This window comes from Cupriavidus sp. L7L, from assembly GCF_004353535.1.
Lineage (GTDB): Bacteria > Pseudomonadota > Gammaproteobacteria > Burkholderiales > Burkholderiaceae > Cupriavidus > Cupriavidus oxalaticus_A.
The window spans coordinates 71,314-87,953 of the sequence record NZ_SMNY01000006.1 but is presented as its reverse complement, the minus strand read 5'-3'; the positions used below and the strand labels follow the sequence as shown (position 1 = coordinate 87,953).

The 16,640-nt window shown below is 68.9% G+C and carries 16 protein-coding genes; 6 read left to right on the top strand and 10 right to left on the bottom strand.

Features of this window, described 5'->3' with window-relative positions; all coding sequences use genetic code 11:
* Window positions 1–72: 72 nt before the first annotated feature.
* The 6 genes from E1J61_RS06070 to E1J61_RS06045 form a co-directional block, all read right to left on the bottom strand.
* A complete protein-coding gene (locus tag E1J61_RS06070) occupies window positions 73–1,437 on the bottom strand; it encodes an NTP/NDP exchange transporter (protein WP_133093227.1) in 1,365 nt (454 codons plus the stop codon).
* 15 nt (window positions 1,438–1,452) lie between these two features.
* Window positions 1,453–2,373, bottom strand: a complete 921-nt coding sequence (locus E1J61_RS06065) for an aldo/keto reductase (protein ID WP_133093226.1) — start codon at window positions 2,371–2,373, stop codon at window positions 1,453–1,455.
* 153 nt (window positions 2,374–2,526) lie between these two features.
* A complete protein-coding gene (locus tag E1J61_RS06060) occupies window positions 2,527–3,888 on the bottom strand; it encodes a GntP family permease (protein ID WP_133093225.1) in 1,362 nt (453 codons plus the stop codon).
* 229 nt (window positions 3,889–4,117) lie between these two features.
* The gene (locus E1J61_RS06055) at window positions 4,118–4,510 is read right to left on the bottom strand and encodes a RidA family protein (RefSeq protein ID WP_063240271.1); all 393 of its coding nucleotides are present in this window, start codon (window positions 4,508–4,510) and stop codon (window positions 4,118–4,120) included.
* A 58-nt stretch (window positions 4,511–4,568) separates the two neighbouring features.
* Window positions 4,569–6,023, bottom strand: a complete 1,455-nt coding sequence (locus tag E1J61_RS06050) for an amidohydrolase family protein (protein WP_133093224.1) — start codon at window positions 6,021–6,023, stop codon at window positions 4,569–4,571.
* Between the two features lie 2 nt (window positions 6,024–6,025).
* The gene (locus tag E1J61_RS06045) at window positions 6,026–6,931 is read right to left on the bottom strand and encodes a MurR/RpiR family transcriptional regulator (RefSeq protein ID WP_133093223.1); all 906 of its coding nucleotides are present in this window, start codon (window positions 6,929–6,931) and stop codon (window positions 6,026–6,028) included.
* A gap of 210 nt (window positions 6,932–7,141) precedes the next feature.
* Between E1J61_RS06045 and E1J61_RS06040 the strand changes: the two genes are divergently transcribed.
* The 3 genes from E1J61_RS06040 to E1J61_RS06030 all read left to right on the top strand — a co-directional run bounded on the left by E1J61_RS06040 (window position 7,142) and on the right by E1J61_RS06030 (window position 10,071).
* On the top strand, window positions 7,142–8,410 hold the full coding sequence (locus E1J61_RS06040) for an amino acid deaminase (protein ID WP_133093222.1): 1,269 nt from the start codon (window positions 7,142–7,144) through the stop codon (window positions 8,408–8,410).
* Window positions 8,411–8,423: 13 nt separating this feature from the next.
* Complete coding sequence (locus tag E1J61_RS06035) at window positions 8,424–9,362, top strand: sugar kinase (RefSeq protein ID WP_133093221.1); 939 nt, start codon at window positions 8,424–8,426, stop codon at window positions 9,360–9,362.
* 64 nt (window positions 9,363–9,426) lie between these two features.
* Window positions 9,427–10,071, top strand: coding sequence for a bifunctional 4-hydroxy-2-oxoglutarate aldolase/2-dehydro-3-deoxy-phosphogluconate aldolase (locus tag E1J61_RS06030; RefSeq protein ID WP_133093220.1), 645 nt, complete (start codon window positions 9,427–9,429; stop codon window positions 10,069–10,071).
* A 90-nt stretch (window positions 10,072–10,161) separates the two neighbouring features.
* On the opposite strand, the gene E1J61_RS06025 is transcribed toward E1J61_RS06030, so the two are convergent.
* The 3 genes from E1J61_RS06025 to E1J61_RS06015 all read right to left on the bottom strand — a co-directional run bounded on the left by E1J61_RS06025 (window position 10,162) and on the right by E1J61_RS06015 (window position 13,390).
* On the bottom strand, window positions 10,162–10,293 hold the full coding sequence (locus E1J61_RS06025) for an entericidin A/B family lipoprotein (RefSeq protein ID WP_010814145.1): 132 nt from the start codon (window positions 10,291–10,293) through the stop codon (window positions 10,162–10,164).
* A 156-nt stretch (window positions 10,294–10,449) separates the two neighbouring features.
* The gene (locus E1J61_RS06020) at window positions 10,450–11,793 is read right to left on the bottom strand and encodes a GGDEF domain-containing protein (protein WP_133093219.1); all 1,344 of its coding nucleotides are present in this window, start codon (window positions 11,791–11,793) and stop codon (window positions 10,450–10,452) included.
* A gap of 280 nt (window positions 11,794–12,073) precedes the next feature.
* Window positions 12,074–13,390 carry a hemolysin family protein gene (locus E1J61_RS06015; protein ID WP_133093218.1) on the bottom strand — a complete coding sequence of 439 codons (1,317 nt, stop codon included), beginning with the start codon at window positions 13,388–13,390 and terminating at the stop codon, window positions 12,074–12,076.
* A gap of 183 nt (window positions 13,391–13,573) precedes the next feature.
* On the opposite strand from E1J61_RS06015, the gene E1J61_RS06010 reads away from it, so the two are divergent.
* Window positions 13,574–14,497 (top strand): helix-turn-helix domain-containing protein, encoded by a 924-nt coding sequence (locus E1J61_RS06010; RefSeq protein ID WP_133093217.1) that lies wholly within the window; start codon window positions 13,574–13,576, stop codon window positions 14,495–14,497.
* Here the strand turns inward: E1J61_RS06010 and E1J61_RS06005 are convergent.
* On the bottom strand, window positions 14,472–15,020 hold the full coding sequence (locus E1J61_RS06005) for an acyloxyacyl hydrolase (RefSeq protein WP_240745788.1): 549 nt from the start codon (window positions 15,018–15,020) through the stop codon (window positions 14,472–14,474). The two genes, E1J61_RS06010 and E1J61_RS06005, sit on opposite strands and share 26 nt — an antisense overlap.
* A 367-nt stretch (window positions 15,021–15,387) precedes the next feature.
* On the opposite strand from E1J61_RS06005, the gene E1J61_RS06000 reads away from it, so the two are divergent.
* Complete coding sequence (locus E1J61_RS06000) at window positions 15,388–15,951, top strand: surface-adhesin E family protein (protein WP_133093215.1); 564 nt, start codon at window positions 15,388–15,390, stop codon at window positions 15,949–15,951.
* A 169-nt stretch (window positions 15,952–16,120) separates the two neighbouring features.
* Window positions 16,121–16,354, top strand: coding sequence for a hypothetical protein (locus E1J61_RS05995; RefSeq protein WP_133093214.1), 234 nt, complete (start codon window positions 16,121–16,123; stop codon window positions 16,352–16,354).
* Window positions 16,355–16,640: the final 286 nt, after the last annotated feature.

Sequence of the window (16,640 nt, the reverse complement as noted above, 5' to 3'; positions counted from 1 at the left end):
GGCCCGAGCGCAAGAGCAAGACTATACGACCATCCGGTGACACCAGGCCAGTGCCAGGTCCTGAAGCAGGGATCAGCGCGAAGTCGTGGTCGCGCCTTCGGCCCCGGCGTGGCGGCTCGCCTCCCGCGGCGCCAGCTCGGTCTCGTGCCGCCGCCCCAGCCACCATCCCAGTGCTGCCCATGCCAGCGCCAGCCCGGCACCCGCCAGGGCGACCGTGGCGGGATGGCCGGAAATCGTATCGATGGCGGTCTTGACCCATGCGCTGACCGCATCGCCGGCGCGATAGACCGCGGTGTCGATCACGTTCTTGGCCTTGTACTTGGTCTCGGGATCGACCACCGTGAACAGCATCTCGCGCCCGGGCCGCAGCAGCGCATACTCGCCCACGCGCCGCAGGATCATCACGCCCGCCAGCACGCCGAAGGTTGGCGCCAGCGCCAGCACCACGAAGCCCGCCGCGACCGCCAGCGGCACCGCGGTCAGCAGCAGCGTGACGCCGTAGCGCCGCGCCATGCGGCCGGTGAAGAACAGCTGGACCAGGATGGTCAGTGCCTGGACCGTGGCGTCGAGCGCGCTGAAGACCTGGGTTTGCCGGGTGCGCTCGGGGAAGGCCTCGGCCACCAGCCGCGCCTGCTCGAAATACAGGAAGGTGCTGGCCGTGGCCAGCAGGATCACGAACAGCCCGATGCCGAGCAGGTAGCGCGAACGCAGCAACAACGCCAGCCCCGCCCACAGGCCGCCGCCGACCGGGTTGGCGGGATCGCTGGCGGCATCCGCGGGCACTTCATGGCCCGCGCCGGCTCGGCGGCGCCAGCCGAACAGCCAGCCAACCCCCGGGAGCGTCGCGGCGAGCAGCGCCGCGGACAACAGCATCAGCCCCGTCAGCCCGATCCGCGGCACCAGCCAGCCGCCCAGCACCGGCCCGGCCAGCCCGCCCGCGCTGGCGCCCGCGGCCAGCAGCGCGAACAGCCGCCGCGCCTGCTCCGGCCGGAACACGTCGGCCATCAGGCTCCACGCCACGGACACCACGAACAGGTTGAACACCGACAGCCACACGTAGAAGACGCGCGCCAGCCAGACATCGTCCGGCCACGCGCGCGTGGCGAAGGCAAAGGCGAGCAGGTTGGCGATAAAGAACGCGTAGACCCACGGCACGAAGCGCCGCCGCGGCAGCCGCGCGCACACCGCGCCGTACACCGGGATCGCCGCCAGCATGACGACGAAGGTCGCGGTGAACAGCCATTGCAGGTTCTTCACGCCGCCGGCAATGCCCATGGTCTCGCGCACCGGGCGCAGCATGAAATAGCTGGCGAACAGGCAGAAGAAGAACAGGAAGGCGGCCACCACCGCGCCGGCCTCGCCGGGGCGGATGCCGAAGCCGCGCCGCAGCCGTGCCAGGCCGCCGCCGGCGGATGCGTCGCGATCGGGTTCGTCCATGCGGCCCGTCGCGCCTCAGGCCAGCAGCGCGGCGATGCGCTCGCGCTGGCCCGGATCGGGCATGCGCCCAAGCGCGGCGCCGAGGTTATCGGCCATATTGCGCGGCTTGGAGGTGGCGGGGATGGCGGCGGTCACCGCCGGATGGCTGACGATGAATTTCAGGAACAGCTGGCCCCACGAGCCGCAGTCGATGTCTCCGGCCCACTGCGGCAGCGGCCGGTCCTTGACCACGCGGAACAGGCGGCCGTCCTGGTACGGGCGGTTGACCAGCACCGCGACGCCGCGCTCCTGGCACAGCGGCAGCAGCACGCGCTCGGCATTGCGCTCGGCCACCGAGTAATTGACCTGGACGAAATCGACGCGCTCGTTGCGCACGATCCGCTCCAGCGCCTCGTGCGCGTCGTCGCGATAATGGGTGATGCCCAGGTAGCGGATGCGGCCCTGTTCCTTCAGCTCCCGCAGGAAGCGCAGGTTGCCTTGCCAGTCGATCAGGTTGTGCACTTGCAGCAGGTCGACCTTGTCCACGCGCAGGTCGGCCAGCGAGCGCCCCCACTGCGCCTGCGCCGGGGCGCCGGACTGGGCCGAGATCTTGGTCGCCAGGAACACGCGCTGCCGGGCGTTGGCCGCGCGCAGCAGGTCGCCGGTCACTGCCTCGGCGTTGCCATAGCTGGGCGCGGTGTCGATGACCGAGCCTTCGGTGCGCAACAGCATCGCCATGACTTCGGCGAGCGGCTTGCGTTCGGTGGCTTCGCTGCTGACGTTGAAGGTGTCGGCCGTGCCCATGCCCACGACGGGCAGGGCCTCGGTGGTGCCGGGGATGTTGCGGCGCATCGGGACGGCAACGGTGGCGGCCCCGGCGGATAGAGGGGCGATGGCGGCGGCGCTGGCGGTCAGCCCGGCGGCCAGGGCCAGGAATGAGCGGCGGTCGATTGGCATGGAAGCGCTTCGGGACGGGTCATACACTGGTTGACCTTAGGCGCTGGCCGGAGCCTTGTAAACCGTTGCTTCAGTGCGTTATCCGGCACGCCGCGCAGCGCGGGCACCGCCGCGCGCACCCTGCGGACAGGTGCGCGGTACGGCTTTCGCGCTTCAGACCACCGTGGCCAGGCCCAGCGTCAGCAGCAGCGCCACCACCGAGATGATGGTCTCGCACACCGACCAGGTCTGGAAGGTCTGCGTCACGGTCATGTTGAAGTACTCCTTGACCAGCCAGAAGCCGCCGTCGTTCACGTGCGACAGGATCAGCGAGCCGGCGCCGGTGGTCAGCACCAGCAGTTCGGGCCGGGTGCCCGGCACGCTGGCGGCGATCGGCGCGACGATGCCGGCGGCGGTGGTCATGGCGACCGTGGCCGAGCCGGTGGCGATGCGGATCATCACCGCGACCAGCCAGCCCAGCACCAGCACCGACACCTGCGCGCTGGTGGCGACATCGACGATGGCGGTGGAGATCCCCGAGTCGCGCAGGATGCGGCCGAAGCCGCCGCCGGCGCCGACCACCAGCGTGATGATGGCGGTGGGCGCCACGCACTCGTTGGTGAACTTCAGGATGGTTTCGCGGTTGAAGCCGCGCGCCTTGCCGAAGGTGTAGAAGCTCACCAGCGCGGCGATCAGCAGCGCCATCACCGAGTTGCCGATCAGCTTGAGGAAGTCGTTGGCAAAGGTCTTGGGCGTGGTGAAGACGTCGGCCCAGCTGCCAATCAGCATCAGCATCACCGGCAGCAGAATGGTGAACACCGTGATGCCGAAGCCCGGCAGTTCGTGCGATTCCTTGACGCGCTCATCCTCTTCGGTGAACTGGTCGGCCAGCGGGTTGACCTCGGGCAGCTTGACATAGCGGTCCATCAGCTTCGCAAACAACGGCCCGGCGATGGCAGCCGTGGGAATGCCCACGATCAGCGCGTACATGATGGTCTTGCCGATGTCCGCGCCGTACGCGGTCACGGCCAGCAGCGCGGCCGGATGCGGCGGGATCAGGCCGTGCACCACCGACAGGCCGGCAACCATCGGGATGCCGACCACCACCATCGACGTGCCGGTGCGCTTGGCCACGTTGAAGGCAATCGGCACCAGCAGCACGAAGCCGACCTCGAAGAACACCGGCAGGCCGACGATAAAGGCGATGGTCGCCATGGCCCAGTGCACGTTCTTGGCGCCGAAGAAATCGATCAGCGTGTTGGCGATGCGTTCCGCGCCGCCCGACTCGGCCATCATCTTGCCTAGCATGGTGCCCAGGCCCACCACCAGCGCGATATGGCCGAGGGTGCCGCCGACACCGGCTTCGAATGACTTGACGATGTCGCCCATCGGCATGCCCACGGCAAAGCCGAGCAGCACCGAGACGACAACGAGGGTAATGAAGGGGTTGAGCTTGTAGCGCGCGATCAGCACCACCAGTGCGATCACGGCGATCAGCGCATACACCAAGAGCGTGGTTCCGGTGACGGGACCCATATTGTCTCCTTGTGTGGAATAAAGGCCGCTTGTGGCGGCAGCAGAGGTTTAGGCTTGTTGTTTTCTTCCCTCTCCCGCTTGCGGGAGAGGGGTTGGGGGAGAGGGCGGGCGCGTGGCAAGCACCGTGGCGGCTCACTTCGTGGTGACGCCGGCCCTCTCCCCCGCGCGGGTCCCGCGCGGGAGAGGGGAGCAAACAGTCGGGAAGCAGTTAATCAACCAGGCAGCAGGCTCAGGCCGCCGGCTTCTTGTACGCGATGCAGTCCACTTCGACCTTGCAGTCCACCACCATGCTCGACTGCACGCAGGCGCGTGCCGGCGGGTTGGCGCCGAAGTATTCCTTGAAGATCTTGTTGAACGAGGCGAAGTCGCGCGCATCGTCCAGCCACACGCCGCAGCGGACCACGTGCTCGGGGCCGTAGCCGGCCTCGGCCAGGATCGCCAGCACGTTCTTGATGGCCTGGTGGGTCTGCGGCACGATGCCGCCGTCGATCAGTTCGCCGCCGACCATCGGCACCTGGCCGGAAACGTAGAGCCAGCCGTCGGCCGCCACTGCGCGCGCAAAGGGCATGTGCGCGCCGCCCTGGCCGGTGCCGCCTTCCACGCCGAATCGTTTGATGTCCATGGGTACTCCTGGAATTTGTTGCCGGGAAAAAATTGAAAGAAAAGGGAGAGGGAGCGAATCAGTCGGCGCCGCGCGCCAGGAAGCGTCCTGCGCGGATGCCGGTCGGCTGCCGCTGCTGCCATGACAGCTCGCCATTGACCCAGACCGCGGCAATGCCTTCGGCGGGCTGCATCGGGTCGGTGAAGCTGGCGACGTCGCGGATGGTCGCGGCGTCGAACAGCACCAGGTCGGCCCAGTAGCCTTCGCGCACGAAGCCGCGGCCATGCAGGCCGAAGCGCTCGGCGGACAGGCCGGTCATCTTGTTCACGGCGACGGTGAGCGGGAACAGCTCGCGGTCGCGCGCATAGTGGCCCAGCACGCGCGGGAACGCCCCCCACAGGCGCGGATGCGGCAGCGGGTCGTTGGGCAGGCCGTCCGAGCCGACCACGGTGGCGGGGTGGCTCAGGATGCGGTCGACGTCTGCATCTTCCATGCAGTGGTAGACGGCGCCGGCGGGCATCAGCCGGCGCGCGGCCTCGTGCAGGTCGACCTGCCATTCGGCGGCGATATCGGCCAGCAGCCGGCCGCCCATCTCGGGCGCGCCTTCGGACCACGTCACCATGATGTCGAAGTCGCTGGTGACCTGCTTCAGGTCCAGCGTCGACGAGCTGGCGGTATAGGGATAGCAGTCGCAGCCCACGGGCTGCCAGCGCTGCGCGCCGTCGAGTGCGTCGAGCACTTCGGTGCTGCGGCCCCAGTTGTCCACGCCCGCGCATTTCAGGTGCGAGATCACCACCGGCACGCGCGCATGGCGGCCGATGCGGAAGGCTTCGTCCATGGCGTCGAGGATCTCGGCGAACTCGCTGCGCAGGTGCGTGGCGTAGAGCGCGCCGGCATGGGCCAGCGGCTCGGCCAGCGCCAGCACTTCCTCGGTCGGCGCGTTGAAGGCATTGGCGTAGGCAAGTCCGGTGGACAGGCCCAGCGCGCCGTGCTGCAGCGACTCTTCCAGCTGCGCGCGCATGGCCGCGATTTCCGCGGGCGTGGCGGCGCGGTCGAGCCGGTCCATATGGTTGCTGCGCAGCGCGGTATGGCCCACCAGCGCGGCGACGTTGATCGCGGGCTGCGCGGCATCGACGGCGTCGACGTAGGCCTTGAAGCTGGGGTAGCGGAACGCGTCGGCATGGCCGAGCAGGTTCATCGGGTCGGGCGGCTCGCCGGAGAGCGTCACCGGCGCGGCGCTGATGCCGCAGTTGCCGACGATCACGGTGGTCACGCCCTGCGACAGCTTGGGCGTCATCTCGGGCTGGCGCACCACGTTGGTATCGTCGTGCGTATGCACGTCGATAAAGCCCGGTGCCAGCACCAGGCCGTGGCCTTCGACCACGTGCGCGGCGGCATCGGGATCGATCGCGCCGCCTTCATCGATGCGGGCAATGCGGCCGTCGCGCAGCGCCACGTCGGCCAGGCGCGCGGCGGCGCCGGAGCCGTCGATCAGCGTGACAAGGCGGATCAGGGTATCGAACAGGTGTGGCATGGTCAGTCTCCCAGCGGCTGGCGGCTGTCCGGGCCCAGGGTGGGGCCGCTCTCACCGCGGTGGCTGTCCAGCACGTACTTGAGCCGGCGCAGGCGCTCCTTGCTCAGGTCCTGCTGCAGCAGCGCACACTGGGTGGCCAGCACGTCCAGCACCATCAGCATCGCGTAGCGGGACGCCGACGGCTTGAAAATGAAATCCGTCTCCAGCGTGCGCACCGGCAGCAGCACGTCGGCGCGTGCGGCCAGCGGCGAGCCCAGCGCGGTCACCGCGACCAGCTTTGCGCCGTATTCGCGCGCGATCTCGCAGCTGGCCAGCATTTCCGGCACGCGCCCGCTGGCCGAGAACGCCAGCACCACGTCGTCGCGGCTCAGCGTGGCCGCCACCATCTTCTGCAGCAGGCCGTCCTGGTAGCTGGCCACCGGCTGGCCCAGCCGCGCCAGGCGGTGGCGCGCCTCGTCGGCCATGAACGACGAGCCGCCACCCATGCCAAAAGCGTAGACCATGCGTGCGCCCAGCAACAGGCGCGCGGCGTCTTCGATGCGCTGCGCGTCCAGCAGGCCGCGGTTGACTTCGAGCGCGGTCAGGATGTCGGCATGGATGCTGTCGGCCAGCGTTGCCGGGGCTTCGGCAGCTGCATCGGCGCCGCCGGGTTGCAGGAAACGCGCACCCACCGCGGTGGCCTGTGCCAGCCGCAGCTTCAGGTCGCGCACGTCGCGGCAGCCGATGGCCTTGGCGAAGCGGGTCACGCTGGCCTCGCTGACGCCGGCCTTGCGCGCGAGTTCGTTGATGCTCGCGGCAGCGGCGCCGGCCAGGTCTTCCAGCACCACCTGCGCGACCTTCTGCTCGGCCAGGCGCAGCGCGGGGCCGCGCTCGGCGATGCGGGTCAGGATGTCGAAGGGCGCGGTCATGGTTGGGTGGCTGGGGGCAGGGCCGTGAGGCAAAGTGACGCAGGCGGCGGACGCTGTCCGCAAGGGCTATAACAGTGACGGGCGCGAGCTTGGGCGTTGTCTCTGCGGTTCCCTGTGTGCTGTCAGCGTGTTACTTTATAACAAGGATGAAATATCTTATTTTCAGGGCTATCATTACGTCAATCAGATTTTTTCAGGGTGATGGCAAGCATGCGTGAAATAAAGTATCAGGCCGGCGTGATCGATCCGCTCAACAAGGCACTGGGGCGGCTGGAGGCCCCGCTGGCCCCGGACGCCGCCCGCACCGGCTGGAGCCTGCTGCAGGAAGAACTGAGCCTGCCGGCCGCGGTGCTTTACGAAGACCGGCTTGCGCACAACCTGGAATGGATGCGCCGCTTCATGGGCGAGTACGGCGTGCAGCTTGCGCCGCACGGCAAAACCACCATGGCACCCAAGCTGTTCGCGCGCCAGCTTGGCGCCGGCGCGTGGGGCATCACGCTGGCAACCGCGCACCAGACCGCCGCGGCGCATGCGCACGGCGTCAAGCGGGTGCTGATGGCCAACCAGCTGGTGGGCCGCCGCAACATGGAAATCATTGCGGACCTGCTGCGCGACGATCCGGGCTTCGAGTTCTTCGCGCTGGTGGACTCCGCCGCGCTGGTCGACCAGCTCGGAAAGTTCTTCAAGGAGCGCGGCCAGACGCTGCAGGTGCTGCTGGAGCTGGGCGTGGCGGGCGGGCGCACCGGCGTGCGCGACGACGCGCAGCAACAGGCCGTGCTCGACGCGCTGGCGCGCTGGCCGCAGGCGCTGTCGCTGGCGGGTGTCGAGATCTATGAAGGCGTGCTGAAGGAAGAGGCCGATATCCGCGCCTTCCTGCAGCGCACCGTGGCAGTGACGCGGCAGCTGGCGCAGCAGGGCCGCTTCGGCCGCAGCCCGGTGGTGATGTCGGGCGCGGGCTCGGCCTGGTATGACGTGGTTGCCGAGGAATTCGCGCGCACCGACATCGGCACGCCGATCGACATCGTGCTGCGTCCCGGCTGCTACCTGACCCATGACGTGGGCATCTATCGCGCCGCGCAGCAGCGCATCCTGGCCAGCAACCCGGTCGCGCAGAAGATGCGCGAGGGCCTGCTGCCGGCGCTGCAGCTATGGGCCTACGTGCAGTCGATCCCCGAGCCGGACCGCGTCATCATCGGCATGGGCAAGCGCGATGCTGCCTTCGATGCCGGCATGCCGATTCCCGCGCAGCTGTACCGCCCGGGCAGCGAGGCGCCGGTCGACGTGCCCGCGCACTGGGAAGTGACCGGCATGATGGACCAGCACGCCTACCTGCAAATCAAGCCGGGCGACGACATCCAGGTCGGCGACATGATCGCCTTCGATATCTCGCACCCTTGCCTGACCTTCGACAAGTGGCGCCATATCCCGGTGCTGGATCGCGACCTGCGCGTGATCGACATCGTGCAAACCTTCTTCTGAGGCGGACCGCCCCATGAGCATCGATATCCTGGCCTACGGCGAACCGCTGGTGGAGTTCAACCAGCAGCGCGACGATCCCGACCGCTACCTGCAGGGCTTTGGCGGCGATACCTCCAACTTCTGCATCGCCGCGGCGCGGCAGGGCGCCAGCACCGGCTATATCAGCGCGGTGGGCGCCGATACCTTCGGCGAGCGCCTGCGCGCGCTGTGGACGCAGGAGCGGGTCGATACGCGCCACGTCCACGTGGACCCGTCCGCGCCGACCGGCGTCTACTTTGTCTCGCACGACAACCACGGCCACCGCTTCGACTACCTGCGCGAAGGTTCCGCCGCCAGCCGCTACCAGCATGAGCAACTGCCGCTGGGCGCGATCGCCGCGGCGCGCTACCTGCACCTGTCGGGCATCAGCCTGGCCATCAGCACCAGCGCCTGCGATGCGGGCCTGGCGGCGATGGAGCATGCGCGCAAGGCCGGCACCAAAGTCACGCTCGACACCAACCTGCGCCTGCGGCTGTGGTCGCTGGCGCGCGCGCGCGGCATCATGCGCGAAGCGTTCGCGCTGACCGACGTGTGCCTGCCCAGCTGGGACGACATCACCGTGCTGACGGGGCTGGACGACCGCGATGCCATCGTCGATCACCTGCTCGGCTGCGGCATCGGCCTGGTGGCGCTCAAGCTGGGCGAGGAGGGCGCTTACGTGGCCACGCCCGAGTCGCGCACGCTGGTGGCGCCGTATCCGGTCAAGCCGGTCGATGCCACCGGTGCCGGCGATTGCTTTGGCGGCAGCTTCGTCGCGCGCCTGGCGGCGGGCGCCGACCCGTTCGAGGCCGCGCGCTACGCCAACGTGGCCGCGGCGCTGTCCACCACCGGCTATGGCGCGGTGGCGCCGATCCCCGATGCGCAGACCGTGATGGCCCGGCTGGCCGAATCGGTTTCGGTGATTGGCGGCTGAGCGGCGGCTATGCCGGCTGCATTCCCTGACTTTGCTTTCCTGAACCCTTTATCCCGAGACCGACATGCAAAACCAGACTTCCCCGCTGCTCCCCCTGCTGGCCGATGTGCCGGTGATCCCCGTGCTGGAATTCCATTCGGTGGATGAGGCCCTGCACGTCAGCGAGGCGCTGGTCACCGGCGGCCTGCCGCTGCTTGAGATCACGCTGCGCACGCCGGTCGCGCTGGAAGCCATCAAGGCCGTGGCCGCCGCGCTGCCGCAGGCGTACGTGGGCGCCGGCACGGTCCTGACGGTCGAGCAGCTGCATGCCGTGCGCGATGCCGGCGCCAAATTTGCCGTGTCGCCCGGCCTGACCCCGTCGCTGGCGCAGGGCGCGCAGGGCGCGGGGATCTCGCTGTTGCCGGGCGTGGCCACGGCCAGCGAGGCCATGCTGGCGCTGGAGGCCGGCTTCACCTTCCTGAAGTTCTTCCCGGCGCAGGCGGCCGGCGGGGTGCCGATGCTCAAGTCGCTGGGCGGACCGCTGCCGCAGTTGCGCTTCTGCCCGACCGGCGGCATCGATGCCGCGCTGGCGCCGACCTACCTGGCCTTGCCCAACGTGGTGTGCGTGGGCGGGTCGTGGGTGGTGCCCAAGGACGCGGTTGCCGGCAAGGACTGGGGCCGCATCCGTTCGCTGGCCGAGCAGGCACGCGCGCTGCGCAGCAAGGGCTGAGCGCAATGCAAAAACGGCACGCCGCGGGGCGTGCCGTTTTTGCTGCAGACGCGGCCAGGCCGCGTCATTGCGCGGTTGTGGCGGTCCGGCTTACTTGTGCCGGTCCGCCGAGCTTTCCAGCTTCTGGCCGCCGCGCTGAATGTCTTGTCCGAGTCCTGCCATCGTGTTGCAGCCAGCCAACAGGGTGGCAAACAGAACGCACCAGATCCAACCTTTCTTCACGCCGGGCTCCTTTCCATTAGGTTGAGGGTTTGAGGCAGATTTTACCGCCGCTGTCAGCGCGGTTGATATCTGGTATGTGCCAATTTGTAAATCGTGCAATCGGTACAACAGCTGGTACAACAGCTTGCGCCGCTGGCGCCGCCCGGCTTGACCGCTTCAGCCTGCCGGCGCCAGCAGCTCGCGGGTGCGCTGCTCGATAGCCGCGTGGGTCTGCATCAGCCAGGCCGCCGGGAAAGGTTGCGCCAGCAGGTAGCCCTGCACGCTGTGGCAGCCCCAGGCGCGCACCGCCTCGAGTTGCTGCCGGCTTTCCACGCCCTTGGCGCAAACCGCCGCGCCGGCGCGGCGCGCCATGACGCAGGCGCCGTGCAGCCGCTCGGCCAGGCCCGGGCTGCCGCCGCGCGCGCCGCCATGGCCCAGCCGGCGTACATCGAGCGAGACGCTATCGGGCCGCAGCGCCTTCAGGGCAAGCCGGCTGCCGGGGCTGTCGTCGAAATCGCCCAGCGCCAGCTGTACCCCCAGGCGGCGCAAGTCGGCAAGGCGCTCGAGGATGCCGGCGTCCTGGGGCGCCGCGCTGGCAGGCAGCTCGATGCACAGGCGCTCCGCGGCGATGCCGCCGGTGTCGATGGCCTGCGCCAGCGCATCGACCATCTCCGGGCGGTGCAGCTGCGCGCTTGAGGCCAGCAGCGTAAATTGCAGCGGCGCCAGCGCTTCGGCGCTGCGCACCAGCGGCAGCACACTGTCGAGCAGCCAGGCGCCAATGCGTCCGACCAGCCCGAGCGTTTCCGCCGCCGGCAGGAAGTCCTGCGGCGCCACCCGCCCCAGCACGGGGTTGTGCCAGCGCAGGCGCACGGTATAGCCGCTGACACGGGCGCTGGCAAAGTTGGCGCGCGGCTGCAGCTGCAGGCTCAGTTCGCCACGCTCCAGCGCCTCGGGCAGGGCGGCCAGCAGCGGCGCGGCGGGCGGGGCGGCGGGCTTGTCGCCGCGCGCGAGGCCGTCGCCGCCCTGGCGGACGACGCGCAGCATGGCATCGAAGGCCTGCTGCACGCTGCGCTCGGCGGGGATGTCTGGATGGTCGGTGGCTACGCCGATGCTGCAGGAGATAAACAGCTCGAAGCCGTCCAGCAGGAACGGACGGGACAGGTCGGCGGCAATGCGTTCGGCAATCGGCCCGGCATCCGCGCAGCCGGCCGGGAGCGCCGTGACCGCGCCCAGGTCAGACGCGGCCACCCAGTGCATGACCGCCCGCTGCGGCAGCAGTGCTGCAATGCGCTCCTGCACCAACGCCTGCAGGCTGGCCGCGCGGCGCGGGCCAAGGGTCTCGCACGCGCTGGCAAAGCGGTCGAGCCGGATCGCCAGCACGGCGGCCGGCGGCGCGCCGTCGGCACGGCGCGCGGCCAGCGCGGACAGCAGTCCGGCCGGCCGCGCCGGGACGTTCGCATCGGACGGCGCCTGTGCGCCGCCCGATGGCGTCCCGCCGGGATCGTCGGCATCTGGATGCATGAATCGTGTTGCGGGAGGCGGCCTGCCTGTGCCGGCAAGGCGGCGCTGTCCCGCGTCTCCCCGTTGTCAGTGTTCCACGTCTGGCAGGACCGCTGGCGCGGGCCGGCTGCTCTCGTCAGGCGTGACCGCGCACGCCTGCTGCAGCCGCAACGGGCCGCAGGGCCAGATCATAAGCCAAGCCGGGCGGCAGAACCTTGCAAGTTGCGCCAGGTTGCGGACTATGCACCTACCGTTTGGCGGGAATCAAGGCGGCGCTAGCGCGCTGAATACGCGCTCGGCATCAGCCGGTGGTTTCTTCTTCCGGGCCGTCCTCGGGTGGCAGGCGCGAGGCCAGCACCTTGTCGATGCGCTTGCCGTCCATGTCGACAATCTCGAAGCGCCAGTCGCCCCAGTCAACGCGGTCGGCGATCTGCGGCAGCCGTCCGAGCAGCAGCAGCAGCATGCCCGACAGCGTGTGGTAGCGTTCCTTTTCTTCTTCCGGCACCTGGCGCAGCCCGATGCGGTCCTTCAGTTCGGGGATCGGGATCAGGCCGTCGAGCAGCCAGGAGCCATCGTCGCGCTGCACCGCCCATTCCTCGCCGGCGGCCTCGGCCTTGAACTCGCCGGTGATGGCTTCGATCAGGTCCTGCAGCGTCACCAGGCCCAGCACCTCGCCGTATTCGTCGATGACAAAGGCCACCTGGCCGCCAGAGGAGCGGAAGTTTTCCAGCAACTCCATCCCGGTCACGCTTTCGGGCACGAACACCGCCGGCTGCATCACTGCCATCAGGTCGGCCTCTTCGCCGCGCAGGCGGCGCGCCAGCAGCTGGCGCGCGCTGACCACGCCGACGATGTCATGCATGCCGCCGCGCACCGCCGGGAAGCGGGAGTGGTCGGATTCCTCGATACGGCGCAGGTTTTCTTCCAGCGGTGCGTCCACGTCCAGGTAGATGACGTCGCCGCGCGGCACCATCAGCGAAGCCAGCTGGCGGTCGTCGAGGCGGAACACGTTGCGCACCATGGTGTGCTCGTGCTGCTCGATCACGCCGGCCTCGGAGCCTTCGACCAGCAGGGCGTGGATTTCTTCCTCGGTCACGCCCGGGCCGCTGTCGGTCTTGGTGCCGAGCAGGCGCAGCACCAGCCGGGTGGAGCTCGACAGCAGCTTGACGAAGGGGGTGGACGCCACCGCGAGCCAGGAGATCGGGCGCGCCACCAGGCGCGCGATCGCTTCGGGGGCCATCTGGCCCAGGCGCTTGGGCACCAGCTCGCCCAGCACGATGGAAAAGTAGGTCAGGCCCGCCACCACGATCGCGGAGGCGACGTAGCCGGCGGTGGACTCTGACATGCCAACACTGCTGTGCAGCCAGTCGCCGAAGGGCTGCGCCAGCGTCGATTCGCCGACCACGCCGTTGAGCACGCCGATCGACGTGATGCCGATCTGCACCGTCGACAGGAAGCGCGTGGGATCCTCGCCGAGCTTGACGGCTTCGATCGCGCCCCGGTCGCCGTTCTCGATCTGCCGCTGCAGGCGCGCCTTGCGCGCGGTGACCAGCGCGATCTCGGACATCGCGAATACGCCGTTCAGCAAGATCAGCGCCAGTAATATGGCAATTTCCATCAAAGTGCGCGCCCTTTGCGCGCCGGGAGTTCAAAGAGGGCAAGCATACCATTCGGACTGTTGCAGGAAGTCGTCACTGTGATGCCTGCGTCGCAGCGGCGGCAAGGCAATCACCGACAGGGAATTGCTGCTATTACCTGGCAGGTAGTCGCTCCCAGCGCCAGGCCATGCTGTAATAAGTGCATGGAAACGCTGACCCCCGCCTCCGAAACCACTCTCGACTTTCCCGGCCTGCTGCGCTACTGGCGCGGCAAGCGCGGCTACAGCCAGCTGGCGCTGTCGCTGGCCGCCGGGGTGTCGCAGCGCCACATCTCCTTCCTGGAGTCCGGGCGCGCCCGCCCCAGCCGCGAAATGGTGCTGGCGCTGGCCGAGCGACTCGGCGTGCCGCTGCGCCAGCGCAACCGCATGCTGCTGGCGGGCGGCTTCGCCCCGGCCTACAGCGAGCATGCGCTGGCCTCGCCGCCGTTGCAGATGGTGCAGCAGGCGATCGCGTTGATCCTGTCCAAGCAGGAGCCGTACCCGGCCGTGGTGCTGGACCGGTTCTGGAACCTGGTCGACGCTAACCAGGCTTACCGGCGCATGCTCGATACGCTGCTCGACGGACGCGCGCCCGCGTCGCTGGAGGACGAAGGCGGGCGGGGCGGCGGGCATGGCGGCGGTCCGCGCCGGGTCAACCTGATGCTGTCGGTGTTCGATCCACAGGGATTGTGGCCGGTGATCGAGAACGCGCGCCAGGTCGGACGCTACCTGCTGCGGCGCGTCTGGCAGGAGTTGCAGAGCCAGGCCCACGACCAGACCGCGCGCGAGATCTTCCGGCGCATCGCCGCGTGGCATCCCGACATGGTCGGCCCCGGCGGCGCACTGCTCCCCGATGACGACGGCGCCGAAGGACCGCCGCCGCCGGTGCTGCCGGTCGTGCTGCATGCGGGCGCGTTCCGTGCGTCGCTGTTCTCGACGCTGACCACGCTTGGCATTCCGCAGGACATCACGCTGCAGGAGCTGCGCATCGAGTCCTTCTTCCCCGCCGATGAAGCCACGCGCGCCCTGTTTGAAACGCTGGGCGCCGCGCAGCCAGCGGCGCTCAGAAGCGGTAGCGCAGATAGATGACGTGGAAGCTGGTGCCAGGATTGGGCTCCTTGATGCCGGCATTGGACAGGTGCTGGAAGCGGTAGCCCGCGGTAAAGCGCCGGTCCGAGCCGAAGGTCACGCCCAGGCCCGCGTATTCCGAGAACTGGAACGCCGTGGAAATGACATGGTCGTCCGAGGTGCGCGTTCCCGTCAGCAAGCGCGGACCGACCGACAGTTCGAGGAACGGCGCCCACGCGTGCTTCCACCAGCCGATGCGGACCACCGGCGAGGCGCCGAACTCCCACAGGTCATGCGGATTGTTGTCGCTGCTGCTGTTCCAGCGCGCGATATTGACTTCCCATTGGAGGTCGATCAGCCAGCCCTGCGGATTGCCCCACGCAAAGCCTGAATCCCACAGCATGGCCATTTCGACCTTCTGCACGTGATGGGTCTCGTCGAAGCCGTAGCCCAGCTGCACGGCCGGCGCGGCGTGGGCGGTGCCGAGGCAAAGGGGGAGGGCCAGCAGGCTCGCCGCGGCGGTGTGTCGGACGACTAGCGGCATTGAGCGTGCGGCAAAGCGACGCTGCCGGTGCCCCCGACGACCGGTACGCGCTGTGGGCGCGGGAGCGAGATCGCAACAACTTGCATGGCGGTCCTGACAGGCTTCTTGGTCTTGTCGTGGCATGGGAAGCAAGGCTTGGGATGCTGCATTGCTGTCGGACCTCGCATGGGGCGGCGCCGCAACGGGCGTCGCCACGCATGGCCGGCCTCCATACCCTATTTGTAGTACACGAGTTAGCACATTGCTGGCCCGGAGGGCGGGGCGACGACATTTGCGTGCGTGTGCGCAACCGGTGCATAGCGGCCACATCGTGCCTTTCGTGTGCGACAATGCGGCTCGCTTTTCCCGTCTATACGAGGGCAATTCAATGATGTTCCGTGTTTTTGGGCATGCGGCCGCGCTGGCGGGCTGCATGTTCGGCCTGGCCGTCCCGGCCGCTCATGCCGAAGGCAGCGCCATGCCGGCCCAGCGTCCGGCCGCGGCCGCCGGCCTTTACGAGTGCCAGGCGCCGGACGCCGGCACCGTGTTCCGCTCCACGCCCAGGGAAGGCTGCCGTCTGGTGGCAGCGCCCGACCCTGGTGCACCCGACCCGCAGCGCTGGTTGCCGCTGATGGGGGCCAACGGCGTGGTCTCGTACTTCGACCAGTCGGCGACCCGGCGCCAGGGCACGCAGGTCGGTGTCGTGCTGATGCGCAATTCACCGTCGGGGGTGATCCGCACCGCCAACGGCGAACCGATCCGCTCGTCGCTCAAGCGCATGGTGCTCGACTGTGCCACGTCGATGTTCGCGGTGGTCGAGCAGACGCTGTACAGCAAGCGCTACGCGCGCGGCAATTCGCTCTATACGATCCGCGCGCCGCAGTACGGCACCTTCCAGCCTGCCGGCCCCGGCACGATCGCGGGTGAACTGCTGCGCAGGCTGTGCCGCTGAGTTGAGGCGCTGAGTTGAGCCGGACCCCGCCGGCGGCGCCGATGCTCCTGTCAGGGTTTGTCCCGGTCAACCGCGTGCAAACCGTCCTCGTTGATGCAAATGACCCGGCGCGAATCGCGTGCCGGTCATTGCAGGCATTCCTACACGCAGGGCTCACGAGGAGACCGTAATGAAGAAGTGGATCGTCATGCTGTCGCTGGCAATGTTCGGTGCGGGCGCGATGGCGCAGGCAACGCCGGCCACTCCGGCAACCCCCGCCACGCCGGCGGCACCGGCTGCCGACAAGGCTGCGCCGGCCAAGGCCGACGGCAAGCAGAAGGCCAAGGCCAAGAAGACCAGCGCCAAGAAAAGCAAGAGCCACGCTCCCTCTACCAAGGACCCGATGACGAAGAAAGGCGCCTGAGCGCGCTGCCGATGGCGGCGGGCGCCCGGTGCCCGGTTCCCCGGCAAGCGGGGAAGCGGCCGGCGTCCGTGCCGCCATGCCGCTGCGCTGCGATGGCGTGGCACGACGGCGGGGCCATGTCCACATGACCCTGCCGCGTGAGCAACAGCCCTGTGGCACGCCATGCCGTGCCTTCCGGGGGGAAAGGCAGGGTCGTTGCGGCGGATCGAGACAGGAGGCTACGGCCTCCTTTTTTTCGTTCCTGCGCGACGGCTTTGCGTGCGCAGCTGTGCACGCTATGCTAGCG

What these genes read in the sequence shown, in the direction of transcription:
- E1J61_RS06030 (WP_133093220.1), top strand. Translation starts at nt 9,427, where the DNA reads ATGCAAAACCAGACTTCCCCGCTGCTCCCCCTGCTGGCCGATGTGCCG.
- E1J61_RS06065 (WP_133093226.1), bottom strand. Translation starts at nt 2,373, where the DNA reads ATGCCAATCGACCGCCGCTCATTCCTGGCCCTGGCCGCCGGGCTGACC.
- E1J61_RS06035 (WP_133093221.1), top strand. Translation starts at nt 8,424, where the DNA reads ATGAGCATCGATATCCTGGCCTACGGCGAACCGCTGGTGGAGTTCAAC.
- E1J61_RS06060 (WP_133093225.1), bottom strand. Translation starts at nt 3,888, where the DNA reads ATGGGTCCCGTCACCGGAACCACGCTCTTGGTGTATGCGCTGATCGCC.
- E1J61_RS06000 (WP_133093215.1), top strand. Translation starts at nt 15,388, where the DNA reads ATGATGTTCCGTGTTTTTGGGCATGCGGCCGCGCTGGCGGGCTGCATG.
- E1J61_RS06055 (WP_063240271.1), bottom strand. Translation starts at nt 4,510, where the DNA reads ATGGACATCAAACGATTCGGCGTGGAAGGCGGCACCGGCCAGGGCGGC.
- E1J61_RS06050 (WP_133093224.1), bottom strand. Translation starts at nt 6,023, where the DNA reads ATGCCACACCTGTTCGATACCCTGATCCGCCTTGTCACGCTGATCGAC.
- E1J61_RS06020 (WP_133093219.1), bottom strand. Translation starts at nt 11,793, where the DNA reads ATGCATCCAGATGCCGACGATCCCGGCGGGACGCCATCGGGCGGCGCA.
- E1J61_RS06070 (WP_133093227.1), bottom strand. Translation starts at nt 1,437, where the DNA reads ATGGACGAACCCGATCGCGACGCATCCGCCGGCGGCGGCCTGGCACGG.
- E1J61_RS06015 (WP_133093218.1), bottom strand. Translation starts at nt 13,390, where the DNA reads ATGGAAATTGCCATATTACTGGCGCTGATCTTGCTGAACGGCGTATTC.
- E1J61_RS06010 (WP_133093217.1), top strand. Translation starts at nt 13,574, where the DNA reads ATGGAAACGCTGACCCCCGCCTCCGAAACCACTCTCGACTTTCCCGGC.
- E1J61_RS06040 (WP_133093222.1), top strand. Translation starts at nt 7,142, where the DNA reads ATGCGTGAAATAAAGTATCAGGCCGGCGTGATCGATCCGCTCAACAAG.
- E1J61_RS06005 (WP_240745788.1), bottom strand. Translation starts at nt 15,020, where the DNA reads ATGCCGCTAGTCGTCCGACACACCGCCGCGGCGAGCCTGCTGGCCCTC.
- E1J61_RS06045 (WP_133093223.1), bottom strand. Translation starts at nt 6,931, where the DNA reads ATGACCGCGCCCTTCGACATCCTGACCCGCATCGCCGAGCGCGGCCCC.
- E1J61_RS05995 (WP_133093214.1), top strand. Translation starts at nt 16,121, where the DNA reads ATGAAGAAGTGGATCGTCATGCTGTCGCTGGCAATGTTCGGTGCGGGC.